The organism is Shewanella sp. SACH (assembly GCF_001887095.2).
In the GTDB taxonomy this organism is placed as follows: Bacteria; Pseudomonadota; Gammaproteobacteria; order Enterobacterales; family Shewanellaceae; genus Shewanella; species Shewanella baltica.
The window spans coordinates 68,586-94,598 of the sequence record NZ_MPDG02000006.1; the positions used below are offsets into that span (position 1 = coordinate 68,586).

Here is a 26,013-nt window from a genome sequence, read left to right on the forward strand (position 1 = left end):
AAGGATTGGCGGATTGTTTTATAAGTGTTCAAAAATAATCCTGTGCGCCAAGGCCGCTCTGGAGTAGAATGGCACGCTTTTTATTGTGGCGGATCGAGCTAGATCGCCATAACGAATTACTGAAATATCCCTATTTTTGTTTGATGGTAAGAGGTTTATCCGTGCTAGAGAATTTACGTAACATCGCCATTATTGCACACGTTGACCATGGCAAAACGACCCTGGTAGACAAGTTGCTGTCACAGTCAGGCACCCTTGCAACCCGAGGAGAAGCCACTGAGCGGGTGATGGACTCCAACGATCTTGAAAAGGAACGTGGGATCACGATTCTGGCAAAGAATACTGCCATCAAGTGGAACGACTACCGTATTAACATCGTTGATACCCCAGGCCACGCCGATTTCGGTGGTGAGGTTGAGCGTGTTCTGTCTATGGTTGACTCAGTATTATTGCTGGTTGATGCCGTTGACGGTCCAATGCCACAAACTCGCTTCGTAACAAAGAAAGCGTTTGCTCAAGGCTTAAAGCCAATCGTTGTTATCAACAAGATTGACCGTCCAGGTGCACGCCCAGATTGGGTTATCGACCAAGTATTCGACCTGTTCGACAACTTAGGCGCAACCGACGAGCAGTTAGATTTCCCAATCGTTTACGCTTCTGCGTTAAACGGTTTTGCAACTTTAGATCCGGATGTAGCGAGCGATGATATGACGCCGTTGTTCCAAACTATCGTTGAAAAAGTATCTTTCCCAGATGCTGACGCCGAAGGTTCGTTCCAGATGCAAATTTCGCAAATCGACTACAACTCATACGTGGGTGTTATCGGTATCGGCCGCATCAAGCGTGGTAGCGTTAAAACTAACCAACAAGTGACCATTATTGGCGCTGATGGCAAAACTCGTAACGGTAAAATGGGCCAAGTATTAGGTTACATGGGTCTAGACCGTACTGAAGTTGAAATTGCTAACGCGGGCGACATCGTTGCTATCACAGGTTTAGGCGAGCTGAAAATTTCTGACACTATCTGTGCCGTTGGCGCAGTAGAAGCAATGCCTGCTTTGACTGTTGATGAACCCACTCTGACTATGACTTTCCAAGTTAACACTTCACCTTTTGCTGGTAAAGAAGGTAAGTATGTGACTTCACGTAACATTCTGGAACGTCTGCAAACAGAATTAGTCCACAACGTGGCACTGCGTGTTGAAGAAACAGAAAGTCCAGATCGCTTCCGCGTATCTGGTCGTGGTGAATTGCATTTATCAATCCTGATTGAAAACATGCGTCGTGAAGGTTACGAGTTAGCCGTATCACGTCCAGAAGTAATTCTGAAAACCATCGACGGTGAACTGTGTGAACCATACGAGACGTTGACTGTTGACGTTGAAGAAGAAGATCAAGGCACAGTGATCGAGAAGTTAGGTACCCGTAAAGCTGAAATGAAAGACATGCAGCTTGATGGTAAAGGTCGTGTACGTATCGACTTCATCATCCCAAGCCGTGGTTTAATCGGTTTCCAAACTGAATTCTTAACTGCGACTTCTGGTACAGGTCTAATCTACCACTCGTTCGACCATTACGGTCCACACAAAGGTGGCGATATCGGTCAACGCGCTAACGGCGTATTGATCTCTAACGCTACTGGTAAGGCTCTGACCTTCGCACTGTTCGGTCTACAAGATCGCGGTCGTCTCTTTATCGGTCATGCCGCTGAAGTATACGAAGGCCAAGTAGTTGGTATCCACGCTCGCTCAAACGATCTGACAGTTAACTGTCTGAAAGGTAAGCAGCTGACCAACATGCGTGCTTCTGGTACTGACGAAGCTCAAGTACTGACTACGCCAATTACCATGACACTTGAGCAAGCGCTTGAGTTCATCGATGATGACGAATTAGTTGAAGTAACGCCTAAGAACATTCGTGTTCGTAAGAAACACTTGACTGAAAACGATCGTAAGCGCTTTAACCGCGCTTAATGATCGTCTGACTCGCCTTTAAGGTGAGTCAATCGGTTTAAAAAGCCCTGCATAGGAAACTATGTGGGGCTTTTTGTTGGGAGTTATTTGGTCATTGGCATATCGATACTTTGCGCTATGGAGCTGATGTGGAGTTTTATTCGTTATATCGCTAAAAGCTTAGTTCTTGCTGCATATATTCTCTGTGGCACGTTGGGCTCTGCTCAACGTTGTAACTCTGTTGTTCTGCAATGAGAAAATAGGGTATGCCGGCGATTAGTTAAAAATGCTGAATCTTGAGATCCTGTATTACTCCTCATCCATCACCCGTATGCAATTGCGGCCTGCTGATTTTGCACGGTAAAGCGCGGCATCGGCTTGGCGAACTAACTCTAAATGGCTTTGTTGGTTTGAGGGTTGCAAATAAGCGACTCCTGCACTGACGGTCACAATACTAAGGTCGGTATTCGCGTGTGGAATGGCAATGGCTTGGATCAACTGATGAATATGCTGCGCTGTGTCGAGTACCGTTTGTTTGTCGATATTGGGTAACAGAATGACAAATTCTTCACCGCCGTAGCGAGCCACGAGTTCGCCGGCCCTGCGGCCCGATTGGGATAAAGTACTGGCCAGTTGTTTAAGGCAATCATCGCCGGCGAGGTGGCCATAGTGATCGTTAAATTGTTTGAAGTGGTCAATATCGAGCATGATGAGGGCCAGTGAGGAATTGCTCCTTTGTCCTCGGCTCCACTCCGTTTGTAACATCATGTCAAATAGGCGGCGGTTGCCGATATTGGTTAAACCATCGGTATTGCTGAGTATTTCGAGTTGCCTATTGGCTTCTGCCAGCTCACAGGTTCGTGCCTTGATCATGGATTCAAGCTCGACATTACGCTCTTCTAATCGCGCTATCGGGTAAATCTCTCCCTTGTGGGCTAAGCCGTAGGGGATGGATATGCCACTGTGGGCAATCATCCAGTCTTTGTGTTCTAGACGAAATATCAACACTAGCCGTGCCGTTTCGCGGGAAAACATGGGATTAGGGATGGGTAAGTGGATATGGAAAAAGGCAGTCACAACCACTAGGTTGTCGGCAAGATCTTGTATGGAGAGATCTAACATTTCGATGTGGATCCGCTCAGGCACTTGTGCAAAGTCCTGCCGAGTGATCCGCACCCATTCTTTCCTGTCGGTGACAAGCTGGTCACTACTGCCAGCATAGCCGCTAAAATTCTCACTAAAGCGGTGGGTTAGCCTGTCATCGCGGGAGGAATACATCTCAATATATTCGTCAAATAACGAACGGATCAGCTGCTGTCGGTCGGGTCGCATAGGCTAGCTCCATGTTAGGGAACATAAAACCACTTTTCTAGTATCCGTATAGGGAATAGTATCTGCGATAAAATCGAGTGGTTGCCTGATTGTAGTCAATGTTATGACTTATATATTAAAAATACTGCAGATAGTGATGTAAGTCATTATCTGCAGTGTGCTTTTTTGGGGATTAGCTAATGCCCAACTCTATCTATCACTTGGATCAGTTCCATGCGGATATTGTCGGGTGTTTGGCTATGCCAGAAACCCGCTAAGTAAGCGCCCAGCGGCAGAATAAATAATGCGATTAGCACTAATGCCAGCAATCCCTTGTGGCCGAGTCTGTGGCCGGATTTAAGTCCTAGGCCAAGGGCGGCAGATTTTGGACAAGCGGCGACGCAGCGCATACAGGCTTGGCATTCGTCACTGCGAACCGTGGTTTTGGTATGCACTATGATGTTTGCTGGGCAGGCGCGGCTGCACTTGTCGCATTTCATTCCTTTTGCTTCGATAAGGCAGTGCTGTGTATCGCGGCGGATTTTTAAGGGACTCGCAAAACTTAAGATCCCGAGCATGGCACCATAGGGGCACAAGTAACGGCAGAATCCCTGACGGCGCCATGCGGCTAAGGCAAGGATCAGCGTAAATACTAATAAAGTAATTAGACTAGGTGTTAGGAAAAACAGTGCCATCTTCAAGTCGGCAATCTTATGGTAATTGCCATCGAGATAATTAGGAATCGATTGCGCTGGCATACCAATCACTATGTAACAGAGGCCAAGTAGCAATAGATACTTGAGCATACGCAGTGGCCAATCGAGCCAAGCGGGTGGTGTTAGTTCTGATTTAATAAAGCGTTTTCTAAAGGCATACAGATATTCCCCTGCCAAACCTAATGGGCAAGCCCAACCACAAAATGCTCGCTTGCAGAGTAATCCTGTGAGTAACACCGCAGCTAACATCACCGCCGCCGCAGGATGGGTTTGATCCCATAAATTCAGGCTGACAATAGCCTTAAGCTCAATGCCGCCAGCAATCGGCAGGAAAGCATCGACCACATCGGGGCGCATGAGCCAAGGTGTGATCCCTTGCTTAAGCAGTATGGTGTTGATTGTGTATTGCACGGCAACCAGCAAAAGCGATAGCGCTAAGACATGCTGAGTGCCTTCCCGCAGGGTGTTTATCTTAATCTCACCCTTGAAGGAATCTGGCGCAAATTTATGCCCCAATAATGCCAACGGCAACGCAATAATCAGTCCGAGCGCCAATGGCCAGTAAAGGCTAATCGCGACGGCGCCGACGCTGAGTAACAGTGTGGCGGCAGCGCCCCATTTCTGGCCGCTCCAATAGCTGAGGGAGGCGAGATACATGAGTGCCAACATCAGGGTGAGTGATTCGATAAAAGTCATAGTGATGAATACAGCGAATGAGTAACGAGTACAGTGTCTGAGTGATGAACTGATGATAAGTTTTTGAGTACTAAGTGAAATTGTGCGACAGGTCTAAGATTGGTGCTATCAATCCACTAAAGCGCGCCATAGCTCACAAAGCCAAGTGTTTTGGGCTTGCACAAAAAAAGAAGGGATTGCAGGGAGGCGAGATGAGCAACGTTACGACTCATCGACAAGTGAAAGGGAAGTATGGAAGCCTAGATGTCTATATACCCAAATGATCTAATATTCCTGTTTGATATATCAAATAGTTATTGATTCGTTATCCATTACCTTATAAAGGCATAGAATCCGACTCAAATCATGCGTTGAATTGGAGTCATTGATGGAACAATTACCGATATTGAATTTAAGCGATTGGCATGCGGGTGGGCAAAGTCGTCACGCCTTCATTACTAAACTTGCCGATGCAGCTAGAAGGATAGGTTTTTTCTATTTAACTGGCCATGGCATTGAGCTCGCGAGACAGCAGCAAGTACTTCAGTTAGCTAGGGATTTCTTTGCGCTCCCTCTCGCCGATAAGCTCGCGGTGAAAATGACGAACACGCCTCATTTTCGTGGTTATACCCGTTTACAAGGTGAATTGACCTTAGGGAAGCCGGATTTGCGTGAGCAATTTGACATAATGCAAGAGGAAATCGCTAATCCTCCGCGTTCGGATGTGCCCAAATGGTCGCAATTACAAGGACCTAACCAATGGCCGTCCCAATTACCGCAGATGAAAACGATTTTATTGGAATGGCAACAGGACTTAGCCGATACCAGTGTTACGCTATTGAAGGCGCTCGCTGTCGCATTAGAGCAATCAGAGACCGCATTCGATGCCACGATTGATGCTGGCCCATATCAACACATGAAGCTTATCCGTTATCCAAGTGCGAATGGACAGGTTTCTGGTCAAGGGGTGGGAGCGCACAAAGATCCTGGCTACCTCACCTTAGTGCTGCAAGATAAGCAATCGGGTTTAGAAGTTCAGACTGACGAAGGTTGGTTAAGCATACCGCCCTTGGAGGGCGCCTTTGTTGTTAACATAGGTGAGTTACTTGAGTTAGCCTCTAATGGGTATTTAAAAGCCACTTATCACAGGGTCACTAGCCCACCTGCTGGAGTTGAGCGCTACTCTTGCGCCTTTTTTATGGCGGCACAGTTGAACGCTACGGTTCCCTTATTACCCTTGCCTGAGTATTTGGCACGCCAAGCCCAAGGGCCTGCAAGCGATCCATTAAATCCACTCTTTCACCAAGTTGGCCAAAACGTATTAAAAGGGCGTTTACGCTCACATCCTGATGTTGCGAAAGCGCATTACGCCTCATTTGCCAATGCTATTTAATTGTTATTAGGATCTATTATGCAGTTTAAAACCAAATTACTTCACACCCATCATACCGCTGAAAACTCAACGGGTGCGCTCACAACACCTATCTATCAAAGTAGCACTTTTGCCTATGGCAGTGCCGAAGATGGTCGAGCGCGTTTTGCCGGTGAACAGCCGGGGTTTATCTACAGTCGTATGGCGAACCCCACTGTACAGGCACTCGAACACCAATTGGCCCAGCTAGAGGGTGCTGATGACGCGCTCGTTGTTGCGAGTGGTATGGCGGCAATCAGCAGTATTTTCTATGCCTTGGCCAGTCAAGGTGATGAGATCGCATTTATCGATCCTGTATATGGTGGTACTGCGGCATTTCTAATCCAAACGCTGACCCGCGCGGGCATTACAGTGCGCCGTTATCAAGATGACGACCATTTATTGTCTGAGATAAGCCCAGAGACAAAAATTATCTTATTTGAGCCTATTACCAATCCGACGTTAAAAGTCAGTGATTATCGTAAGGTAAAGCTCGCCGCTGAGCGGGTTGGGGCAATCACCATTTGTGATAATACGTTTTTAACGCCGTATTTATTCAAACCGCTGGAACATGGCATAGATATCGTGATGCACAGTGCCACTAAATATTTAAGTGGGCATGGTGATTTAATCGCAGGTGTGGTCGCGGGCCGTAAAGCATTAATGCAGCCAATTCGCACCATAGCACTTAAGCATATTGGGGCTGCTATTGGGCCACAGGAAGCCTATTTACTGCAGCGCGGTTTACGTACTTTAGCGTTGCGAATGGATGCCCATCTTGCGGGAGCCGCTAAAGTCGCTGCTTTTTTAGCATCACATCCGAACGTCGCAAAAGTCTATTATCCAGGGCTTTCACAGGACCCAGGGCATCAAGTTTTGAGTGAAACGATAAATGCCTTTGGCGGTATGGTGAGTATTGAGCTTGAAGGCGGGTTTAGCCGAGCGGCGCAGTTTTTAGATAATTTAAACCTATTTACTCAAGCGGTCAGTTTAGGCGATCTAGAAAGCTTAGCTTGCCACCCAGCAAGTACCACGCATGCGGCAATGGATGTCGCGAGCAGGCTAGCGTCTGGGGTGAATGATAACTTGATCAGACTGAGTATTGGCGTTGAAGATCCTCAAGATTTAATCGCCGATCTTGAACAAGCATTAGCGATATAAGACGGATAATTTGAATCCGGCCTGTAGCTAAGATCGTGTGTACAACTCGCGGTAGATTTTTCCTGCGGGATAATTTGATGAATGGTCAATCACTTAGTGTGATGTGCAATGTCAGCAACTCACTAACAATGACTCATATTAAGCGGCGATGAGTTAGCCCAAGCTGTTAGTTCTGTTTTCTTTAATTGAAACTAACAGCTTGCGCCTCGAATGAGTCAATTGTATTCAAGCTAACTTTTTGATTTTTCGAGTGACTCGATAAATTTGTTCGACTCGTTAATCGATTTGTTCATCTCTTTAATCAGGCCCGAAATATCGGTTTGCAGGCTGGCAAATTCGCCTTTGATCGCACCAATGGCTTGGGCGTTCAAGTTATGCTTGAGATACAGCATGTTGTCTTTCATGGCGGTGAGGATGGGCGGCATTTTTGATTCGGCGCGGTGCATGCTTTTGATCAATTGTTCGTAGGCGCGGCGGGTTTCTTTGAGCTTAGCTTCACTGTTACGGCGCAGGCTGGCTTTGCTGATCTCGCCAATTTCATCTTGCCACTCATCGAATAACGCTTCGGCTACATCTTCGACTTTTTTGATGCGGTTGCTGACGTTATCTGCGGCGCTTTGGGCCGACTCGTATTCATCCTTAGCCTTGTTATAGGCTTTTTCTAGGTTGCCGCCATCGTGGTTGAGCAGGGCTTGCATCTCTTCGAGGGCCGAGCTGAACTCTTTTTGGGCGTCCTCTTGGGATTCTTTCGCGTCTTTAACTCTGTCGACCATAATATCGCGTTTATGGTAACCGACCTTTTCCATCGCGCCGTAATAGGCACTTTGGCAACCACTGAGCAGGAGGCTTGCGGCAATCAGGCCTGAAGTTATCAGTCTTTTCATTGGGTATTCCGTCACTGAGTGAATTGAAATTAATCGGCCTTAAATCGGGCCGCATCGATAATGCTCCACAGATGAAAGATAGCACCTATTACTGCGGGCACAATTAGCCACCAGAGGGCATAACCCACCACTGTGATAATGAAAAATAACAGTGCGGCCATAATGCGGCCTTGTAATAGTTGGCCTAACCCAGGGAAAAATAGGCTAGCAATAGCGGAAATAACGTTACCCGCAGATCCTTGTTGAGACATCAATTCACTCCTTAGACTTGTAAATTAAGTGTTTATTGTACGAAGATAACGAGTCTATACCAACAGAATCAAGAGAAACCCGTGACTAAGAAGATAGAACTGGCACAAATTCGCGTCTTATTCCTCGGGATCTGGCACTTCCTGCTGCATTTAAGGCGGCGTTTAGTGGAAGATCAGATCAATATCCGCGCCGGACATTTGGCCTATGTCACGCTATTGTCACTCGTGCCTATGGTGGCCGTGACTATGTCTATGCTGTCGGCTTTTCCGGTGTTTAAGGGCATACGTGGGCAGATAGAAGGCTTTGTTTACGAAAACTTTTTACCCGCTGCTGGCGACACAGTGCAAGTGTATATCAATGAATTTGTGGGCAATGCGTCTAAGGGCACAGCCGTGGGGATCGCGGCTTTAGTGGTGGTTGCCATTATGCTGATTTCCGCCATCGACAAATCACTCAATAACATTTGGCGCACTAAAGAGAAGCGTTCCGTGGTGGTCGCATTTTCAATGTATTGGATGGTGCTAACGTTAGGGCCGGTATTGGTCGGGGCGAGTTTGGTCGCATCCTCCTATGTGATTTCACTAAAGGTGTTTGAAGCTGAAGCTTTATCGGGCATGTTGCCGATTTTTATTGCGCGCTTGCCCATGTTGTTTTCAGTTGCCGCATTCCTGCTGTTATACATGGTGGTGCCGAATCAGAAGGTGAAGTTTTTACATGCGTTATTGGGGGCGATTGTGGCCGCGCTCTTATTTGAGTTAGGTAAAAAAGGCTTTGCCTTGTACGTGACTCAGTTTCCAAGTTATGAAGCCATCTACGGCGCGCTCGCGACGATCCCCATAGTGTTTGTCTGGGTGTATTTATCGTGGATGATAGTGTTGCTCGGCGCGGAAATTACCGCGGCTATGCCAGAATATTTAGATTATGAATCGAGCTCAGATGACGAAACGGCCCTGAATGCCAAGCCATTAGCAGATGCCAGCCTAGGTGATTCGTCGTCAGTATTAACGTCGGCAGAGGTGACGGCACTCAAGGCCGTGGCGAAATCGGAATGACATCCCTAAACGGTTAAGCAATGGCGATAACACTTAATGCCTGAATCCTTTCCCCCTTTTATCCGCCGCGACTGGTTTAGCGTTGGCAATGGTCAGCAATTACATCTGGCACAATACGGAAATCCTCAAGGTATCCCGCTGTTATATTTGCACGGTGGTCCGGGAGCGGGTTGTGATATCGGTGATTTAGCCTTATTTAATGGCGAACAATATTGGATTTTGCTGTTAGATCAACGAGGTTCTGGACAATCCTTGCCCTTTGGCGATTTAGCCCATAATCATCTTAATGGTTTGATCTGCGATATGGAGGCGATTCGCCTCGCGTTAAGTATTGAGCGCTGGTGTTTAGCGGGCGGCTCCTTTGGGGCCACCTTAGGCTTAATTTACAGCGGATTATTTCCCGAACGGGTGATAGCACAAGTGCTGTGGGCGTTATTTATTCCGTCTAAAGAAGGCATCAATTGGCTCTATGGCGCTGACGGCGCGGCAAAATTGCAACCTGCGGCTTATCGACTCTTCAGTGGCAATACGCCTGTTGCGCCATCGCTGACTGAACTGCTGGATTCGTACCATCAAGGTTTGGCATCGGCCGATGAAAACCTGCGGCACCATTTTGCGCGGCGTTGGGTTCAGTGGGAGCTAAAGCTCGCGGGGGCGAGATTGGTGTTGCCAAGACAGTTACCCGACCCAGTATTAGCGTTAGCGGATATTGAATTGCACTTTGCTCGGCATGATTACTTCAATGCCATGAGTGTGTTGCAACGCGTGACGCCTAGGGTGAAGGCGCGTAGTGTGTTATTGCAAGGAATGCAGGATGCGATTTGCCCAGCGGCGCTATTGCGCGATTTTGTGGCTGGGCTAGAGCATGCTATTACGATTCAATCTGTTGCCGACGGCGGACATATGCTCAATAGCGAGTCGTTGTTTTTGGCGGTCACAGCAGAAATCCATGCTATGTGGTCGTGGATACATCAAAGGGAAATACAATGAAAACATTGCTCATCAGTGCCAGTTTACTCGGATTAACTGCCTGTGCCGCCACGGCGCCCTCGCAAACCAGCGCGATTGACCCAGTGGTGGCTCAGGAGACCGTGAGTGCACCTGTCGCGCCCAAAGTCGTTGAACTGGGTGGATTGACCAATGAAGCTGCCGCTGAGCGCTTGTATCAAGCGTTGATTAACGCTAACTACTTGGCCACCAAGGTTGCGCCGACGAAAGTTGCGGTGCAGTTTGGCGACAACCAGTTTTTGCTTGAGCCGAGTATTAATTCTGCGGGCATTGACCGTATTTTAATGAATCGTTTCTATGCCGTGCATCCGCAATTACAGGCTAGCCAAGAGCTGCCTGTGGTGATTGGCACTTTGAATCAAAAGCTTAATTTTGCCAAGTTCGTGTTGCTGGACCAAGGCGCTGTGATCCAAATACAAGGCACAGTCACCTTTGCCGACCGTGTTGAAATCGAAGAGTTACGTCGCTTTATGTTATGGACCAATGGCGGTTTGGCACAAGTCGCGCAATCCCTGCCAGATGGCATCGATCAATATATTCGTCCTATCCCGCTCATGCAGCAAATGGTTCCCGTTAAGCCTTAATCTAAAAAGGAAAAGTTGTGATTGCGTTAATTCAAAGAGTGAGCCGCGCCAGTGTGGTTGTCGATAATCAAACCATAGGTGCAATCGATAAGGGCCTGTTGGTTCTGCTGGGCGTCGAGCAGCAGGATACCCGCGAGAAGATGGAAAAACTGGCAACTAAAGTGATGAGTTATCGCGTGTTTTCCGATGAAAATGGCAAGATGAATCTCAACCTAGAGCAAGTCGGTGGCTCTTTGTTAGTGGTGTCGCAATTTACCTTGGCCGCCGATACGGGCCGTGGCTTGAGACCTAGTTTTTCGGGCGCCGGTACGCCGGATCAAGCCTTGGCACTGTATGAAGAGTTTGTCGCATTTTGCCGCGCTAAGGGTGTGACCACAGAAACCGGACAATTCGGCGCTGATATGCAAGTGTCCTTAGTCAATGATGGCCCTGTGACTTTTAATCTGCAGGTGTAGCTTCTTATCGCGCGAGTGATTGCGTTAGTTATTGTGCTAGCTATTACGTTAGCTATTACATTAGTCATCGCGTGGTTTTTCTGGGGGATAGAGTGTTGAACTTATTCGGTGTTAGCTGTGAAGAGGGTTGTATCGAGGTAAATGCACATGGATGAATTACTACTTACTCAATTACTCACTCAATTACGCCAGACGTGGCACAGTACTATTCCTGTTAGTGAATTTATGCAGATTGCGCCACTCGATTACTGTGAAGGTGAATTTCGAGTCACTGCGCCGATAGCGCCCAATATTAATCTGCATCAGACCATGTTTGCCGGCAGCATTTATACCTTGATGACCTTAACTGGCTGGGGCTCTGTGTGGCTGAACCAGCAGTTAGCTGGCGTTGCGGGTGACATTGTGCTCGCCGATGCCCATATTCGTTATCTCGCCCCAGTGAGTTGTGATCCTGTGGTAACAGTGCAATGGCCAACTGTGGATCTCAGCCCGTTGCAAAGGGGGCGCAGAGTTAAAGTGAAGTTAGCTGTGCAATTGTATTGTGATGCTAAGCTTTGTGCGGTATTCGAAGGTCTGTATGTCAGTGCGCCGAAAGCGAGTTAATTTATAGCACGTCGCAACAACCTATAACCTTTCTAAAAAATCGAAGTGAATCTCAAATTTTATCCACTTTATTTCTTTTTTATGGGCGAATATACTAGCGTCATAGAGTTGAGATATTCCATCTGACTCTGAGTCATTTACCTATTTTCGGAGCAGATTATGTCTAAAGTCTTAATTTTAAAATCAAGCATTCTTGGCGGTTATTCACAATCTGCCGTGTTAATTGACCACTTAGCTAGCCACTGGGAAACCCAAGGCGCCGCTATCACAGTACGTGATTTAGGCGGTAAAGACGTGCTGCCTATGGTAGACGGTGAAATCGCTTCTGGTTTACGTGGTGGTGCAGAATTGTCGGCACGTCAGCAAGAAATGCTCGCATTATCAGATACCTTAGTTGCTGAATTAAAAGCGAACGACACTATTGTTATCGCAGCGCCTATGTATAACTTCACTATTCCGGCTCAACTTAAAAACTGGATTGATTTCATTGCCCGCGCTGGTGTGACTTTTACTTACACTGAAACGGGTCCAAAAGGATTAGTGGAAGGTAAACGCGCTGTGTTAGTGACGACCCGTGGCGGCGCTCACAAAGATGGCCCAACGGATCACGTTGTACCTTACTTGAAAACGGTTTTAGGCTTTATTGGTATCACTAATGTTGAAGTGGTTTACGCCGAAGCGCTGAACATGGGTCCTGAAGCACACGACAAAGGCATGAGCGAAGCGAAACACAGCATCGATCAGCTGAAGGCTTAATTGGCCCATTGATTAGCTGAGTCATTTGATTTAGCTGAATAAATAATGCCAGCCGTTAATGGGCTGGCATTTTTGTATGTTTATTTAAGCTAAGCACGCTTGGCTTAAGTGGTTAGGTTTGAGCTACTAGGTTTAAGTCGCAGACTTAGCCGTTTATTCGCAAAGGCTGCAGCCTTTAGCAAGGGCGCTAGTCTCAACATAACGCACCTTAGTGCTGGCTTGGTCGCGGTTACGACTGATGCTAAAGCGTGCAGGGCGGTCAGTTTCATGCGGCTTTTCAGCAGGGTTAACCTGTGCGGCTTCAAACTGCAACGCTTTGGCATGATTCGTTTTATGCATACATCACCTCGCAGATATCTAAACTATCACTACATACAGATTGTTGCCGAACAACCAAGGTTTAAATTAGCTCGGTTGGCAGCAGACTAAATCTTTGAGCGAACCGCCATTCACCACGCAGCCAAAACCATTGGCCTTGAGGATATCGCAGCCTTTTTGCGCTCGAATACCCGCGCCACAGTAGAGCACGAAGGGATGCTGTTTATTGTCTACTTGATGCAACCATTGGTCGAGTGTTGGCAATGGCACATTAATGGCTTGGGGCAAATGACCGGAGGCAAATTCCTCTGGTGAACGCACATCAATCACCCGTGCGCCTTGCTCAATCAATTGCCAACACTTTTCGCCCGATTGACTGCCGGATAACTTAGCCAGTAAAGATTGAAACATAGCATTGCTCCTACCATTAGAAAATTTTCAATAAGTTTATTCTAATGAATTGGTGAGTGCAAGCGTTGCAGATTATCGGTAGTAATGGTTTGGTCTTTGGCCGTGCAAGATCCCGAACTCTGCATTACTGGCGTTAGATAAGCTGCTACAAGCTAGATTCACAGCCTCGTTGATAGTGAATGATGTCGTGGAAGACCACAGCTTGGTCGTTGAGATTGCGATAGCCATGGGGTTTGTCGGCCGCAAATCGCACCGCTTCACCTTGCTTTAGCGTTTGCCACTGTCCATCGACTAACACTTCCATCGTGCCGCTTAATACAATGACATGTTCAGTGACGCCAGCTTCATGGGGCTCAGAAAGCCGCTCATAGTTTGGCAGTAGAGTGAGTTCAAACATCTCAAAACCAAAGCGGTCTTCAAAGGGAAACAGTGACGCAACTAACATGCCGTCGGTGGCGGGTTGTTGGCGTAATTCGTCGGGTTTACGGAATACTGCGCCTTGGCTCTGGGGCGTGGGCTCGAGAAAGGTCGAAAGCGAGATATTGAATCCACTGGCAATTTTCCACAGCGTCGCAATGGTTGGGCTAGATTCGCCGCGCTCGATTTGTCCTATCATGGCCTTGCTGACGCCCGTCTCTTGAGCGGCTTTATCTAAACTCCATCCTTTTTGGTTACGAAGTGCTTTGAGTGTGGTGGCGAGATAGCTGTTTATCGTCTGCACAATGGCCCCATCATTTTTATGAAAATTTAGTTTGTACGTTATAACGCACAGGTGCTATCTTGTCCATCTCGTACGTTATAGCGCACGAAGGCGATCTTGTTCATTTGATAAGTGATAGCGCACAACGTGGTGGCGACATCAATTGCAGAGAAAGGGAGTGGATATGTGGCGAGATGCATGGAGTTTGTCAAAAATATCAGCGGGTTTTATTGCAGTATTAGTGGGTTATAGCAGCTCAGCTGTGATTATCTTTCAAGCGGCGGAGGCCGTGGGGGCGACACCTGCACAGATTAGTTCATGGCTGTGGGCTTTAGGTGTGGGCATGGGCGTGACCAGCATAGGGTTATCGCTTTACTACAAGAATCCTATTCTAACGGCTTGGTCGACAGCGGGCGCGGCGCTGATGGTGACCAGCCTAGCGGGATTGAGCGTCAACCAAGCCATAGGCGCGTTTCTGGTGAGTTCGATTTTAATTACCCTTTGTGGGGTGGCGGGCTGGATGGATAAACTTATTCGCATCATGCCGCAGTCAGTCGCTTCAGCCATGTTGGCGGGGATCCTGCTGCAATTTGGCCTAGGGCTATTTCAGGCTATGCAAACCCAGCTGAGCCTCATATTGATCATGCTGTTGGTGTTTGTCGTGGTTAAACCTTTTGCGCCGCGCTACATCATCTTGCTGATCTTGCTGGTGGGCATCGGCATGAGCTTTCAATTAGATTTACTCAAGTTAGATGCCGTTCAGTTGCAACTGGCGATGCCGGTATGGACCATGCCTGAGTTTTCGCTGGCGAGTGTGATTGGCGTGGCGTTACCGCTGTTTGTGGTCACTATGGCCTCGCAAAATATGCCGGGCGTTGCTGCGCTGCACGGTAATGGCTACAGGCCGCCTATTTCACCTTTGATCACGAGCACAGGGCTAATCGGGGTAATTCTGGCGCCCTTTGGCGGTTTTGCCTTTAACTTATCCGCCATCACAGCGGCTATTTGCATGGGTAAAGAAGCTGACCCGAATCCCGCGACCCGTTACTGGGCGGCAGTGTGGGGCGGCGTATTTTACTTTATCACTGGGTTACTCGGCGCCACTGTGGTTGGTCTGTTTTCCGCTTTCCCGAAGGAATTAGTACTGGCCATCGCCGGATTAGCGCTGCTTGGCACTATCGCCAATAGCCTGACTGCCGCATTAGCTAAAACCGAAGATCGCGAAGTAGCGGTGATCACTTTCTTGGTCACGGCATCAGGTTTTAGTGTGCTGGGTATCGGCAGCGCATTTTGGGGACTGTTGCTTGGGTTTATTATCCATTGGTGGAACGGGCACAGAACTGCAGCTGTGGTGAAGCGAGCGAATACTAACTGCAGCAAAGCGCCTTAGAGATGAATTTCAAGGACTAAGGCGCATATTTTTTAGATTTTCTTTGTCATAAACACGCTATTGGGGTCGAGTTGGTAGCCGTCGAAGGGGCCACAGATTTCAAAACCAAATTTGCTGTATAGCATACGTGCAGGGTTGAAGAAGTCCATCGAACCTGTCTCTAGACTCAGACGTTTGACGCCAGCGCTTTTGGCATCGTTAATCAAGTGCTGCAATATTTTAGATGCTATACCTTGCTGTTTATAGGGCGCGGCGGTGCGCATGGATTTGATCTCGGCGTGCTCGGCATCTAACCATTTTAGTGCACCGCAGCCCGCTAAATTATTGCCATCCCACAGGGTCCAAAAGCGAATATTGGGTTGACGCAGGCCATCAAGATCTAATGCGTGAACGCTTTCAGGCGGTGAAGTTGCTCGCATATCCTCGAGGTGTTCTTTCAGCAATGCCGCTATCTCTGGCCCTTTAAGGTCATCTAAGGTGATTTTCATAGTAACTTTCATCGTGGCTTTCATGGTGAGTCTCATGGCAGTTCGGTGCTCCCTATTATTGTGGCTTATCCATAATGGCTGCATCGCTTTATTATCTGTTTGCCAATGCGCCGCTGTGGATAAGCAAATCCTAAGCCACAAAATGTTAATCAAAGCAAAAGTCGTGGGGCTTCACCCCCCTGCTTTTTGATCATGAGTCGACCAAGGAGGATTGCTCGTCCTATCCTTTTTGCTTGTATTTTTACAAGCTGCCATGACGCCCAACGGAGTTGAAAGCCTCTTGTTTTATATTTTTTCCAAAGGGTTGGCCTCACTCTGAACAATATCTATGTTTAACGGCCTCTTCGCCTTCCGTAACTCTCGTTTATCAACTTAGATTTCACAGTGTCGTGAGTGATTACCATCGCAAGCCTGTATAGGCAATTTCAGCAAACGCTAAGGCCAACAGTAATTTAAAAAGTGATCCAAATGGATATAAAAATGGCCGAGGATAAGCTCGGCCATGATTTGTTCTATTCAGCGTAAAACGGGCTGGTTTAGTAGAATTTCTTCAGGTAGCTAGCCGCGTATTTTTGCAGTTTTCGGTTCGAACTTGTGGTCGCAATATTCTCAATCACATCGCGGTAATCGGCATTGCCTGAACTGGCTAGGGCTTTTGCCATGTTGGCATAGGTATCGATGGCGAGTTTGTCATCAGCCATTAAGCGCGGCGTTTTCAATTCGTTACTGAGTACGGCTAGGATAAAGTCATCGTACTGACGATCATCCATAATGCGTTTAGCCGCTAGGCGCATTAACTCTAAATCATCGCTGCGTAGGGCATTGGCAAAGGCATTATTTTGCTGACTTTGGTCGGCAGCATATTGGCTTTTATCCCCAAGAATTGTATTCCACTTTTTATATTGCGCTAGGTTTTCATTGGCTTGAGATGCGTATTTTTTGAGTTTTTTGTGATAGTTGCCATTTACAATGCTGTTGATGGTTTCGCTATATTTGTCGTTACCCGAATAGGCTAAGCCTTTGACTAACCAAGCACTGTAGTCGATGGCATTTTTTTCAGTCGCTTGGGGTAAAGAGGCAAGCAGTTTAGCTTCGAGCACGTCGTATATCGCAGGATCGGATAAGCCTGCAAGGCTTAAGGATTCGATGGCTTGCTTCTGCTTATATTCGTTGTCGCCCTTAAAGACTTCTTGGTAGGTTTCTACCGTGTATTCTTTGGCAAACAGTGGCGCGGTTAATAAACTGATGCTCAGCAGCATCCCTGCAAACAGTGGTTTCATTGCTATGTCCTTATGTGGGTTTTAGGTGTTATCTGGTCCAGCGTTTAAAAATCAGCGAGGTATTAATGCCGCCAAAGGCGAAATTATTACTCATCACATAATCTGTGTCGATCGGGCGCAGTTCGTTACGGATATAGTCCAAATCGGCGCACTGTGGGTCGATATTCTCAAGATTGAGTGTTGGCGCAAACCAGCCCGCATTCATCATCTCAATACTCACCCAAGCTTCTAACGCACCGCATGCGCCTAATGTGTGGCCCGTGTAGCTTTTAAGGGATGAAATTGGCGTCTCCGCGCCAAACACTGCTTGAGTCGCGTGACTCTCAGCAATGTCACCACGGTCGGTTGCTGTGCCGTGGGCGTTCACATAACCTATGGCGCTAGGCTCAAGCTGCGCATCTTTGAGGGCTAATCTGATGGCGATTTCCATGGTCTGCGCATTCGGTTGGGTGACGTGTTGACCGTCGGAATTTGTGCCAAAACCGACTAACTCAGCATAAATTTTTGCGCCACGCGCCTTGGCGTGTTCGAGCTCTTCGAGCACCAGCGTACAGGCACCTTCGCCAATGACGAGGCCATCACGATCCGCATCAAAGGGGCGCGGCGTGAGTTCGGGCGTCGAGTTTTTAGTGCTGGTGGCAAACAGGGTATCGAACACGACGGCTTCGGTGGGGCAAAGTTCTTCGCCGCCGCCCGCCAACATTAAGGTTTGCTGACCGTATTTGATAGCTTCATAGGCGTAACCTATGCCTTGGCTACCCGAAGTGCACGCGCTGCTGGTGGTGTGAATTCGGCCCTTTAAGCCGAAGAATACGCCGACGTTCACCGCTGTGGTGTGCGCCATCATGCGGATATAGCTAGTTGCGGTGATGCCCGACATATCGCCCGTTTTCAGCATATCGCCAAAGGCGGTAATAGGATCGGTACTGCCAGTGGATGAACCGTAGGCGATGCCCATTTCACCCGAGGATACGATAGGGTCATCCAACAACCCCGCATCAAGTAAAGCCAGTTCACTGGCGCGGGTTGCCATAATGGAAACCTTGCCCATGGAACGAATTTTCTTGCGCGAATAATGGCTTGGCACTTCAAAGTCAGTAATGGGCGCGGCTAAACGGGTGTTGAGGCCATCGTATCTATCCCAGTCATTCATAGTGACGACGCAGTTTTTCTGCGCCTTAAGGCTCGCCGCAATGGTCGGCCAATCATGGCCTAGGGCGGTAATACCACCAACACCTGTGATGACCACTCGTTTACCCAAGCGTGTTTGATTTGTCGCCTCGCTCATTTAGATCATGCCTCCATTGACCGATATTACTTGGCGAGTGATATAGGCGGCATCGTCAGACATTAAAAATGCGGCTAAGGCTGCGATTTCATTGGGTTTACCCATACGGCGCATCGGCACTAATTGCTCGACCATGTCCTTAGGAATATCGGCCACCATGTCGGTTTCTATCAAGCCGGGGGCGATACAGTTGACGGTAATTTTGCGTTTTGCCAGCTCTAATGACAATGCCTTAGTCGCGCCGATAATGCCCGCTTTGGAGGCGCTGTAATTCACTTGGCCACGGTTGCCCGCGATCCCAGATACCGAGGCTAAGGTGATGATACGTCCACCTTTTCGGCCTTGTACCATAGGCATCACGCAGGGATGGATCACATTATAAAAGCCGTCTAAGTTAGTGTGGATGACGCTGTCCCACTCGCTTTCTGTCATGGCGGGAAAGGCGGTATCGCGGTTGATACCGGCATTGAGGATCACGCCGTAATAGGCACCATTGGCCTCGATATCGGCTTCGATGGCGGCTTTGACTGTCGCGCGGTCGGCAACATCAAATTTCAGCAGGCTCACATTGACCCCAAGCGCGCGGATTTGCGTGGCAGTGTCATCGGCAGCCGTTTGGTTGCTGTGGTAATGCAGGGCGATATCGAAGCCTGCTTGCGCCAGTTTGAGGGCAATGGCTTTACCTATGCCGCGGCTCGAACCGGTAACTAATACTCTGTTATTCATCTATTTTCTCCACCCCATTTTATCTTTAGGAGTCGGTATGGGGTTTCATGTATTTATGGTAAAAAGCTGCTTGCTAAGGCGTTTAATCTAACGCTTTTATCGACAGGCTAATTCAGTTTGCTGCGATTGCATGGTCTCAGCATGGCCTCGATATTAGTTTCTAAGTCAGTGTCCAAGGCTTCTATTGCCCGCGTCTTGATTTCCATCAAGGTAGGCTTGCGTGTCTTGAGGTTGGAACACATTCACATTCGCTGTGGCGACTAAGATTTTCTCTTGATCGCTTCCGGCTTCGGGCAGCAGATAAATCTGGCAATCGAATACCGCTAATCCCGACTCCTCTTGATAGAGGCGGTTTACCTGGATGCGATAGGTGCGCCCGAGTTCATATTGCTTGGCATGTAGCGCTAATTTGCGCGACCCCAACAGAAAACCAACGCGGATTTTATCATTGCGCAGCTTAGCTTCTACTCCGGCCAGTGCGGCAATACTTTGGGCCATATATTCGATACCCACATAATTGGGTACGGCTTGATGTTTATCGTCGAAATAGGGGCTTTGGGTTGTGATCGTGACTTCGGTAACTAAGGTATCACGTTGATAAGAGATGATCTTATCGACCAAGATCATCGGCGCCCTGTGGGGGATGAAATCGGCAATATCCTGCTCGGCAAAGGGTAAATTGAATTGAATAAAGGGCATCATTTTAGGCCTCGTTACGGCAAAAAATCAGGCTGGCATTGCTGCCGCCAAAGGCAAAGGAATTACTCATCACATAATTAAGTGCGCCTTTTGCGGCGACTTGATGGCGTTCGACTAAGGCAATGGACGGATCCTGTGGATCGACTTGTCCGTCCCATTGATGGGGCGGCAGGGCTTGGCCGTGATTATGTGCCGAAAGCAATAAATAGCAGAAGGCGGCTTCGATTGCGCCAGCGGCACCTAAGGTATGGCCGACTAAGGGTTTGGTCGAGCTGCAGGGCGGGGTGTTGACGCCAAAGACTTCAACCACAGCGCGGCTTTCCATCGCATCATTTTTGGGTGTCGCTGTGCCGTGTAAGTTAATGTAACCAATATCTTGTGCCGCAATATTTGCATCTTGCAAAGCCGCTTGCATGGCGGTGATTGCGCCAGCGCCTTCGGGATGAGGTGCGGAAATATGATGGGCATCGCTCGACTCGCCAATGCCAGCCAGCATCACATCGGACTCGCCCGCCGTCAGCACGAATAAGGCCGCGCCTTCGCCAATATTAATGCCATCACGGTTGATACTAAAGGGATTGCAGTGGCCTTTGGACACAGATTCCAAAGCATTAAAACCATTGACTGTGAGTTGGCACAAACTATCGACACCGCCAACAATCACCATGTCACAGAGGTTAGCGCTGAGTAAACGTTTGGCACTGGCAAAGACTTTGGCGCTGGAGGAACAGGCGGTTGAAATCGTGTAGCAAGGGCCATCTAGCTCAAAATATTGGCGCAAAAAGTCACTAGTGCTGCCGAGCTCCTGCTGGAAATAGTGGTAATCCGCCGGAAAGTGGCCGTGTTGATTGCGATAGCTCAGGGCCGCTTCACCTTTAGAAATCCCCGAGGTGCTTGTGCCTAGCACTACCCCAATGCGGGCATGGCCAAAATCCCGTTTCGCTTGTTCAATCGTGGCGGCAATTTGCTGCGCCGCGCATAGGAGTAACTGGTTATTGCGGCAATCGAACTGAATGAGTTTTGCAGGAATCGCCGGTAGCGCAGCCGTTACTGGCGCAACTAAGGTTGGGTGCTCGAACAGGAGTGTGTCACTGCGCTGCATCGCGCTGGTATCGCCCGCGATCAGGCGGTCTAAAACCTGCTGGGGATCTTGCCCTAACGGGGTACACAATCCAATCTGTGTAATGGCTACTCTGTTCATCATAGCGTATCGTTTTTTTACCATGGCACAGTGAAGTGCGGGTGTTAAAAGGTTAAATAGGTTCGATTTCTAGCTCAAACTTGGCCTGCGGCATAGTTAAGCTGATGTGGGCTTGCCATAGGGCATCGCCGACATTTTGTTGATAACGGATTTGCACCACATGGGTTTGCAGGGCGCTTTTACTGATCAAGGTATCTTGGCTATAGATCTGGCGACATGGGATTGTATTCATTCGGGTATCGACAAGCGTGTCGCTCTGATTTCCCCCAACCGTATCGCAAAGACCAGTCACTAAATGGCCACCTTCCAAATGGGCGCGAATACTCTGCTCAGGCCAATAGATCAGTTGCATCATCGCCATTAAATACTCGGCTTTAAAATTGTCGCCCAGCAGCACACTTTGCTCACTGCTGAGTGTATTCCCATCATAAACTAAGGTAAACAAAGCCTGTCCGAGTGGCGCTAAACCCACGAGCGTCATGCGCTCGCCCTCTAATTCCAATTGAGTGAGCAGTTCGTGGGACTCTTTGCCCACTTTAATACTGACTTTTTGGCTAAAGGACTGGGGTGAAGATACGCCAGTATTGCTGTCGGTTTGCTGACTCGCCATGATGGCGGGCTTAGTTGTAGACTCAGTCGCGGGCTGTATCCTAGGATGAGTCAACGGCTTATCGGTCGCTGGAGCAAAGTCATGGGGCAGTGGAGCCAAACAATAACGCATATCCTTAGTGAGCCCGACACAGGTCTGCCTGAACAGCAGTTCACTACAGCCCGTCAGCCCAAGGCTTGCGAGCAGCAGGGCGGCGATCACTGGCCATTTAGCGTTAAGGTTTAGCGGCATGCGGTTAGACCTCTGCGAATGCTGGAGTGGCGGCTGGGTTTCGGCACAGTTCGACTATCATGTTAAGGCGGCGCTCCGAGTCTTTAACAAAGGGGTTATTCGTATCCCAAGCATAGCCAGCCAGAATAGAACAAATCATCTGCTTGATACGCTCGTTCGGTTCTTCATAGAAGATCACGTCCTGAAAGCGGCCATCATACCAAGCTTGCACATAGGTACGAAAGGCATTCACGCCCTGCATCAAAGGTGTTGAGTAATCGGCTTGCCAGTCAACCGTTTCGCCATTGAGTTGTTTCGTCAGGCATTTTGCTGCCATAGACGCCGATTGCATGGCGATAGTCACACCGGAGGAAAATACCGGGTCGAGGAACTCGCCCGCATTACCCAATAGCGCGAACTTGTCGGTCGCAAGGCGTGACACATTGGCGGAATAACCTTTGAGCGTGGCGCATTCCTGTACCACTTTAGCATTTGCCAGCAGGGCTTTAAGCCCAGGTTCTTCATTGACTATGCTCATCAATTGTTGCTCAAGCGAACCTTGTAAACGCTCCAGTAATTGCGGCTCAGCCACCACGCCGAGCGAACAACGGCCATTGCTAAAGGGAATAAGCCAATACCAAATGTCCTTATGTTCAGGGTGGACACTGATCAAAATCTTATTACGATCGAAGTTAGGATCGCTGATGTTGTCTTCCACATGCGTAAAGATGGCGCTGCGCGGAGGCAGGCAAGACGGACTTTCTAAGTTGAGCAAGCGGGGTAACACGCGACCAAAACCGCTGGCGTCGAGCACATATTGGGCATTGATTTGATAAAGCTCGCCCTGTTCATTACGCACTGTTAAGCGTGGGTTCTCGGTTAAATCTATCGCCTCGACCGTTTCGCCGTAGCGAATGTCGACCCCTTGGCTTTGGGCCGTATCGGCTAACAGTTTATCGAAACTAGCGCGCTGCACTTGAAACGTGGTGCCCGGCCCAGGAGTAAATTTATCGGTAAAATCGAAGGTGGTGTAAGTCCCATTGCGACGAAAGGCGGCGCCATTTTTATGTTGGAATCCAGCGGCATTGAGCGCATCTAACATGCCCGCTTCTTCGATAAACTGCATGCAGCAGGGCAGTAAACTTTCGCCGATGGAGAAGCGAGGAAAATGCTGTTTCTCTAACACAAGCACGCGCTTGCCTTGCTGGTGTAGCAGGCTGGCAGCGATGGCGCCCGAAGGCCCTGCGCCGATAATGGCCACATCGACATCAAGTGAATTTGGTATAGCTGATAAATCGTGAACCTGTGTAGACATGTAAAATACGTTCCTTGTAGTCATCAGGACTTTTTTGTCGTTAGAAGCTGATTGGTGGTTAAAGCCAGTGTTGTGGTCAAAATCAACGGCGAAAGTAAAAAGGTAAACCCTATGCCCAGCGACAGGGTTAAACCAAAGTAGTGAATCGCTTGGGTCTGGCTAAAGGCAAGTAAACCAAAGGCCAATAGGGTCGAGCAGGCGGACATAAACACCGCCATCATCACTGCCTTGCCGTGGTTCTGGGCTGAGGCAAAAAACAAGCTATAGTCTATCCCAATCCCGAAAACTAAAATGAGCGCGAGTGCATGGAACAGACTCAGTGGTGAGCCCGTTAAGCCTAAGGTTGCGAGCGTGAGCAAGGCCGCAAGGGCTGGCACGGCAACCACAACCGCCGCCTTTTTAAAGCCGAAATTCAGGCTAAACAACAAGAGTGCGATGCCAAGTGCAAGGGCTAACAGCTTTAGGGTTAACAGTCGATAATGTCCCATGACGGCGGAGATATCCGCGACTTTATCGATAAGCTGCACGCTTTCATCATGGGCAAAACGCGCCTTAAGGGCATCGATTTGCTGAATGCCGCCAAGGAGGACTATGGCTCCATAATCGGCACCCTGATCCGCACCCTGATCCGCGCCCTGATCTGCTCCATGATCAGCGCTCGCCCCATCATCATTTAGCGCGCCATTTCTGACTGGCCAGTTAGCCTCATTCGGCGCGAGCCACAGCGGCGCGAGTTGCTTGCCGGCCCCTAGCGTAAAGAATGCAGCAGGCGTGATGTACTCTGTTTTCGCGGCCAAATAGGCGGCTTGCAGTTCTGGCTTTAGATTTTCATCCAAACCAAGGCTTGTGAGCACAGTATCTATCTGAGTTTGATAGATTTTGCCCTGTAAGTGGTAAGCCGTGTCTTGTTTTTGATGGCTGGGCAGATAACGGCTGAGGCTGACATAGTTACCTAACTCTTGGTTTGTTATGGCGGCATTGAGCATGGGTGACACTCGCTCAAGCTGTTGCAGCAACGCTTCTTCGCTCGGTGCGCGCACCAATAAGAATTGATTGTCTGTGCCGCCACTGAGTAACTGGCGTAGCTGGTTTTCTGGCTCAGTCACGCTCGCAGGGCTTTGTTGCAAATGGCGAATATCGTCATCGACGGTTAACTTTGTTACGCCGCCAAGACACCAGACTAGTATCACCAAAGCAAACATGCCCATGCCTAACGGCGTGGTAAATCGTTTCGATAACTGAGTGATACAGGCAAGGTAAGTCCCTGCGAGCGCTAACGGGCGGGAGCCTGCGGGTAAACGACTGCCCGCTAACAGTGGATAGGCGAGAATGAGGGTGAGATAGGCCCCAAGTAAACCTGCGGCGCAGAAAATCGCGACTTGCTGCATGCCGGGAAACGGCGCTAAACCTATGCCGACATAAGCTAAAGCGCTGGTGATAAAGGCGAGTGTCACCGTTGGGAAGATATACGCTACCGTGGCCTTTGCGCTCCGCTCTGTATTGCTTAAGCGCTCGCAGTAAAAATGAAAACTATAGTCGATGGCAATGCCTATCAAGCTAGTGCCAAACACTAAGGTGAGTAAATGCAGCTCGCCAAATACACTTAAGGTAAAAGTCACGGCCAGCAACAGTCCGCTGGAAATAGTGACGATTGCTAGCAGTAGCGGCATCACTGAGCGAAACGCCAACCAAACTAAGGCTATCACCCCAAGTAAGGATGCTAGGCCGAGGATCGATATTTCACTCTTGGCCGTTTGCGTTGCCGCAATCGCGTGAAACAGGGCGCCAGCTTTGAGCACGGTAATATCTGGATAGCCTTCTTCAACCGCATCCAATCCTTGGGTTAATGCCGTCATCTGCGCTAATTGCGCATTGGGATTAAAAGCGCTTTCTCGCCCCTTTGCCATGACGACCGCGGCAACATTATCGCCTTGATTCGCGAGCAGTATCCCTTGGCTGGCCCTGACTTTTGAACTCGGTGCGAGGATGAGTAAATTGGCGGGGAATAACAGTAGTGGATCTTGGGCAAGCAAGTTGCTATTGGCGTAACTAAAGGCGTTGTAAAGCTGCGCTGTGGTCGCCTCAAGCAGACTTTCAATATTTTGGCTGGCTAACGCTTCAGCTTGCGGCGCTGTCAGTAATTTAAATCTGTGGGGGAAATAGAATTGCCCAAGCGCTTCGCCGAGCTGCATATCGGCGCTGCGGATATCGGTTAGCGCGCCTTGCTTACCCCTTGCAACAAGGTCAGCTTCAAGCTTTTGCATCAATAGCTTAGCCGCAGCGATTGCCGTGATTTCATCCTTGGCGACAAGCGCAATATAGACTTGGTCAGCGAGCGTGGCTTCAACTTGGTTAAGGGCGCGTTCGGTGAGTTTATCCTGCTGTAAATGCGGCAACATGGCCAGAATATCGCTCTGCACCCGTGCGCCGTTTTGCCAGAGTTGCAGCGTCCACAGACTTGCTGACAGCATCAATAGCAACCAAACGACGAGGCGCCACTTAGGGGAAGATTGCATTAGAGCTTGATTGGCGCGCGCGGCGAAGTTGGGGGCCATGG

At 48.8% G+C, this 26,013-nt stretch carries 26 protein-coding genes; 10 read left to right on the plus strand and 16 right to left on the minus strand.

Annotated features, from left to right (window positions below):
* Positions 1-161: 161 nt before the first annotated feature.
* Entirely contained in the window at positions 162-1,973 is a 1,812-nt protein-coding gene (typA, locus tag BM607_RS18405; RefSeq protein ID WP_071940506.1) for a translational GTPase TypA, read from the plus strand.
* A 288-nt stretch (positions 1,974-2,261) separates the two neighbouring features.
* Here typA and BM607_RS18410 read toward each other — a convergent pair whose 3' ends face one another.
* Positions 2,262-3,284 (minus strand): diguanylate cyclase, encoded by a 1,023-nt coding sequence (locus BM607_RS18410; RefSeq protein WP_071940467.1) that lies wholly within the window; start codon positions 3,282-3,284, stop codon positions 2,262-2,264.
* A 176-nt stretch (positions 3,285-3,460) separates the two neighbouring features.
* Complete coding sequence (locus tag BM607_RS18415) at positions 3,461-4,675, minus strand: 4Fe-4S binding protein (RefSeq protein WP_071940466.1); 1,215 nt, start codon at positions 4,673-4,675, stop codon at positions 3,461-3,463.
* Between the two features lie 367 nt (positions 4,676-5,042).
* On the opposite strand from BM607_RS18415, the gene BM607_RS18425 reads away from it, so the two are divergent.
* Complete coding sequence (locus BM607_RS18425) at positions 5,043-6,047, plus strand: 2-oxoglutarate and iron-dependent oxygenase domain-containing protein (RefSeq protein WP_071940464.1); 1,005 nt, start codon at positions 5,043-5,045, stop codon at positions 6,045-6,047.
* Positions 6,048-6,065: 18 nt separating this feature from the next.
* Complete coding sequence (locus BM607_RS18430) at positions 6,066-7,226, plus strand: PLP-dependent aspartate aminotransferase family protein (protein ID WP_006086582.1); 1,161 nt, start codon at positions 6,066-6,068, stop codon at positions 7,224-7,226.
* Between the two features lie 230 nt (positions 7,227-7,456).
* Here the strand turns inward: BM607_RS18430 and BM607_RS18435 are convergent, their stop codons facing one another.
* Both BM607_RS18435 and BM607_RS18440 read right to left on the minus strand, forming a co-directional pair.
* Positions 7,457-8,110, minus strand: a complete 654-nt coding sequence (locus BM607_RS18435; protein ID WP_006079785.1) for a DUF2959 domain-containing protein — start codon at positions 8,108-8,110, stop codon at positions 7,457-7,459.
* Between the two features lie 29 nt (positions 8,111-8,139).
* Positions 8,140-8,361, minus strand: a complete 222-nt coding sequence (locus tag BM607_RS18440; protein ID WP_006079786.1) for a hypothetical protein — start codon at positions 8,359-8,361, stop codon at positions 8,140-8,142.
* Between the two features lie 81 nt (positions 8,362-8,442).
* Between BM607_RS18440 and BM607_RS18445 the strand changes: the two genes are divergently transcribed.
* The 6 genes from BM607_RS18445 to azoR all read left to right on the plus strand — a co-directional run bounded on the left by BM607_RS18445 (position 8,443) and on the right by azoR (position 12,820).
* Entirely contained in the window at positions 8,443-9,414 is a 972-nt protein-coding gene (locus BM607_RS18445; RefSeq protein WP_071940463.1) for a virulence factor BrkB family protein, read from the plus strand.
* Between the two features lie 36 nt (positions 9,415-9,450).
* The gene (locus BM607_RS18450) at positions 9,451-10,404 is read left to right on the plus strand and encodes an alpha/beta fold hydrolase (RefSeq protein ID WP_071940462.1); all 954 of its coding nucleotides are present in this window, start codon (positions 9,451-9,453) and stop codon (positions 10,402-10,404) included.
* The gene (locus BM607_RS18455) at positions 10,401-11,006 is read left to right on the plus strand and encodes a hypothetical protein (RefSeq protein WP_071940461.1); all 606 of its coding nucleotides are present in this window, start codon (positions 10,401-10,403) and stop codon (positions 11,004-11,006) included. The genes BM607_RS18450 and BM607_RS18455 overlap by 4 nt, the downstream gene beginning before the upstream one ends.
* Positions 11,007-11,023: 17 nt before the next feature.
* Positions 11,024-11,461, plus strand: coding sequence for a D-aminoacyl-tRNA deacylase (gene dtd, locus BM607_RS18460; RefSeq protein WP_011982175.1), 438 nt, complete (start codon positions 11,024-11,026; stop codon positions 11,459-11,461).
* A gap of 147 nt (positions 11,462-11,608) precedes the next feature.
* Positions 11,609-12,064 (plus strand): thioesterase domain-containing protein, encoded by a 456-nt coding sequence (locus tag BM607_RS18465; RefSeq protein ID WP_071940460.1) that lies wholly within the window; start codon positions 11,609-11,611, stop codon positions 12,062-12,064.
* 159 nt (positions 12,065-12,223) lie between these two features.
* Positions 12,224-12,820 (plus strand): FMN-dependent NADH-azoreductase, encoded by a 597-nt coding sequence (gene azoR / locus BM607_RS18470; protein WP_006079792.1) that lies wholly within the window; start codon positions 12,224-12,226, stop codon positions 12,818-12,820.
* Positions 12,821-12,973: 153 nt separating this feature from the next.
* On the opposite strand, the gene BM607_RS18475 is transcribed toward azoR, so the two are convergent.
* The 3 genes from BM607_RS18475 to BM607_RS18485 all read right to left on the minus strand — a co-directional run bounded on the left by BM607_RS18475 (position 12,974) and on the right by BM607_RS18485 (position 14,270).
* Positions 12,974-13,159: a hypothetical protein gene (locus BM607_RS18475; RefSeq protein WP_071940459.1), complete on the minus strand. Its 186-nt coding sequence runs from the start codon at positions 13,157-13,159 to the stop codon at positions 12,974-12,976.
* Positions 13,160-13,225: 66 nt separating this feature from the next.
* Positions 13,226-13,549, minus strand: a complete 324-nt coding sequence (locus BM607_RS18480; RefSeq protein WP_011845563.1) for a rhodanese-like domain-containing protein — start codon at positions 13,547-13,549, stop codon at positions 13,226-13,228.
* A gap of 145 nt (positions 13,550-13,694) precedes the next feature.
* On the minus strand, positions 13,695-14,270 hold the full coding sequence (locus BM607_RS18485) for an XRE family transcriptional regulator (protein ID WP_071940458.1): 576 nt from the start codon (positions 14,268-14,270) through the stop codon (positions 13,695-13,697).
* Between the two features lie 163 nt (positions 14,271-14,433).
* Between BM607_RS18485 and BM607_RS18490 the strand changes: the two genes are divergently transcribed.
* Positions 14,434-15,639 carry a benzoate/H(+) symporter BenE family transporter gene (locus BM607_RS18490; protein ID WP_071940457.1) on the plus strand — a complete coding sequence of 402 codons (1,206 nt, stop codon included), beginning with the start codon at positions 14,434-14,436 and terminating at the stop codon, positions 15,637-15,639.
* A 32-nt stretch (positions 15,640-15,671) separates the two neighbouring features.
* Here the strand turns inward: BM607_RS18490 and BM607_RS18495 are convergent, their stop codons facing one another.
* The 9 genes from BM607_RS18495 to BM607_RS18535 form a co-directional block, all read right to left on the minus strand.
* Positions 15,672-16,151 (minus strand): GNAT family N-acetyltransferase, encoded by a 480-nt coding sequence (locus tag BM607_RS18495; protein ID WP_087486584.1) that lies wholly within the window; start codon positions 16,149-16,151, stop codon positions 15,672-15,674.
* 512 nt (positions 16,152-16,663) lie between these two features.
* Entirely contained in the window at positions 16,664-17,407 is a 744-nt protein-coding gene (locus tag BM607_RS18500; RefSeq protein WP_071940456.1) for a hypothetical protein, read from the minus strand.
* A gap of 28 nt (positions 17,408-17,435) precedes the next feature.
* Positions 17,436-18,695 carry a beta-ketoacyl-ACP synthase gene (locus BM607_RS18505; protein ID WP_071940455.1) on the minus strand — a complete coding sequence of 420 codons (1,260 nt, stop codon included), beginning with the start codon at positions 18,693-18,695 and terminating at the stop codon, positions 17,436-17,438.
* Positions 18,696-19,421 carry a 3-ketoacyl-ACP reductase FabG2 gene (locus BM607_RS18510; RefSeq protein ID WP_011845569.1) on the minus strand — a complete coding sequence of 242 codons (726 nt, stop codon included), beginning with the start codon at positions 19,419-19,421 and terminating at the stop codon, positions 18,696-18,698.
* 165 nt (positions 19,422-19,586) lie between these two features.
* Positions 19,587-20,120 carry a hotdog family protein gene (locus tag BM607_RS18515; RefSeq protein WP_071940504.1) on the minus strand — a complete coding sequence of 178 codons (534 nt, stop codon included), beginning with the start codon at positions 20,118-20,120 and terminating at the stop codon, positions 19,587-19,589.
* A 4-nt stretch (positions 20,121-20,124) separates the two neighbouring features.
* On the minus strand, positions 20,125-21,324 hold the full coding sequence (locus tag BM607_RS18520; RefSeq protein ID WP_087486578.1) for a beta-ketoacyl-[acyl-carrier-protein] synthase family protein: 1,200 nt from the start codon (positions 21,322-21,324) through the stop codon (positions 20,125-20,127).
* Between the two features lie 49 nt (positions 21,325-21,373).
* The gene (locus BM607_RS18525; RefSeq protein WP_011982187.1) at positions 21,374-22,162 is read right to left on the minus strand and encodes a DUF3261 domain-containing protein; all 789 of its coding nucleotides are present in this window, start codon (positions 22,160-22,162) and stop codon (positions 21,374-21,376) included.
* A 4-nt stretch (positions 22,163-22,166) separates the two neighbouring features.
* Complete coding sequence (locus BM607_RS18530; protein ID WP_071940453.1) at positions 22,167-23,456, minus strand: NAD(P)/FAD-dependent oxidoreductase; 1,290 nt, start codon at positions 23,454-23,456, stop codon at positions 22,167-22,169.
* 23 nt (positions 23,457-23,479) lie between these two features.
* The gene (locus BM607_RS18535; RefSeq protein ID WP_071940452.1) at positions 23,480-26,011 is read right to left on the minus strand and encodes an MMPL family transporter; all 2,532 of its coding nucleotides are present in this window, start codon (positions 26,009-26,011) and stop codon (positions 23,480-23,482) included.
* Positions 26,012-26,013 lie beyond the last annotated feature (2 nt).

Bases quoted from the DNA above. Each gene is read 5' to 3' on its own strand.
- BM607_RS18430 (WP_006086582.1), top strand. From the start codon at position 6,066: ATGCAGTTTAAAACCAAATTACTTCACACCCATCATACCGCTGAAAAC.
- BM607_RS18500 (WP_071940456.1), bottom strand. From the start codon at position 17,407: ATGAAACCACTGTTTGCAGGGATGCTGCTGAGCATCAGTTTATTAACC.
- BM607_RS18525 (WP_011982187.1), bottom strand. From the start codon at position 22,162: ATGCCGCTAAACCTTAACGCTAAATGGCCAGTGATCGCCGCCCTGCTG.
- BM607_RS18530 (WP_071940453.1), bottom strand. From the start codon at position 23,456: ATGTCTACACAGGTTCACGATTTATCAGCTATACCAAATTCACTTGAT.
- BM607_RS18510 (WP_011845569.1), bottom strand. From the start codon at position 19,421: ATGAATAACAGAGTATTAGTTACCGGTTCGAGCCGCGGCATAGGTAAA.
- BM607_RS18515 (WP_071940504.1), bottom strand. From the start codon at position 20,120: ATGCCCTTTATTCAATTCAATTTACCCTTTGCCGAGCAGGATATTGCC.
- azoR (WP_006079792.1), top strand. From the start codon at position 12,224: ATGTCTAAAGTCTTAATTTTAAAATCAAGCATTCTTGGCGGTTATTCA.
- BM607_RS18475 (WP_071940459.1), bottom strand. From the start codon at position 13,159: ATGCATAAAACGAATCATGCCAAAGCGTTGCAGTTTGAAGCCGCACAG.
- BM607_RS18450 (WP_071940462.1), top strand. From the start codon at position 9,451: ATGCCTGAATCCTTTCCCCCTTTTATCCGCCGCGACTGGTTTAGCGTT.
- BM607_RS18410 (WP_071940467.1), bottom strand. From the start codon at position 3,284: ATGCGACCCGACCGACAGCAGCTGATCCGTTCGTTATTTGACGAATAT.
- BM607_RS18505 (WP_071940455.1), bottom strand. From the start codon at position 18,695: ATGAGCGAGGCGACAAATCAAACACGCTTGGGTAAACGAGTGGTCATC.
- BM607_RS18480 (WP_011845563.1), bottom strand. From the start codon at position 13,549: ATGTTTCAATCTTTACTGGCTAAGTTATCCGGCAGTCAATCGGGCGAA.
- BM607_RS18495 (WP_087486584.1), bottom strand. From the start codon at position 16,151: ATGAAAGCCACGATGAAAGTTACTATGAAAATCACCTTAGATGACCTT.
- BM607_RS18425 (WP_071940464.1), top strand. From the start codon at position 5,043: ATGGAACAATTACCGATATTGAATTTAAGCGATTGGCATGCGGGTGGG.
- BM607_RS18520 (WP_087486578.1), bottom strand. From the start codon at position 21,324: ATGATGAACAGAGTAGCCATTACACAGATTGGATTGTGTACCCCGTTA.
- BM607_RS18535 (WP_071940452.1), bottom strand. From the start codon at position 26,011: ATGGCCCCCAACTTCGCCGCGCGCGCCAATCAAGCTCTAATGCAATCT.
- BM607_RS18440 (WP_006079786.1), bottom strand. From the start codon at position 8,361: ATGTCTCAACAAGGATCTGCGGGTAACGTTATTTCCGCTATTGCTAGC.
- BM607_RS18415 (WP_071940466.1), bottom strand. From the start codon at position 4,675: ATGACTTTTATCGAATCACTCACCCTGATGTTGGCACTCATGTATCTC.
- BM607_RS18455 (WP_071940461.1), top strand. From the start codon at position 10,401: ATGAAAACATTGCTCATCAGTGCCAGTTTACTCGGATTAACTGCCTGT.
- BM607_RS18490 (WP_071940457.1), top strand. From the start codon at position 14,434: ATGTGGCGAGATGCATGGAGTTTGTCAAAAATATCAGCGGGTTTTATT.
- BM607_RS18435 (WP_006079785.1), bottom strand. From the start codon at position 8,110: ATGAAAAGACTGATAACTTCAGGCCTGATTGCCGCAAGCCTCCTGCTC.
- BM607_RS18465 (WP_071940460.1), top strand. From the start codon at position 11,609: ATGGATGAATTACTACTTACTCAATTACTCACTCAATTACGCCAGACG.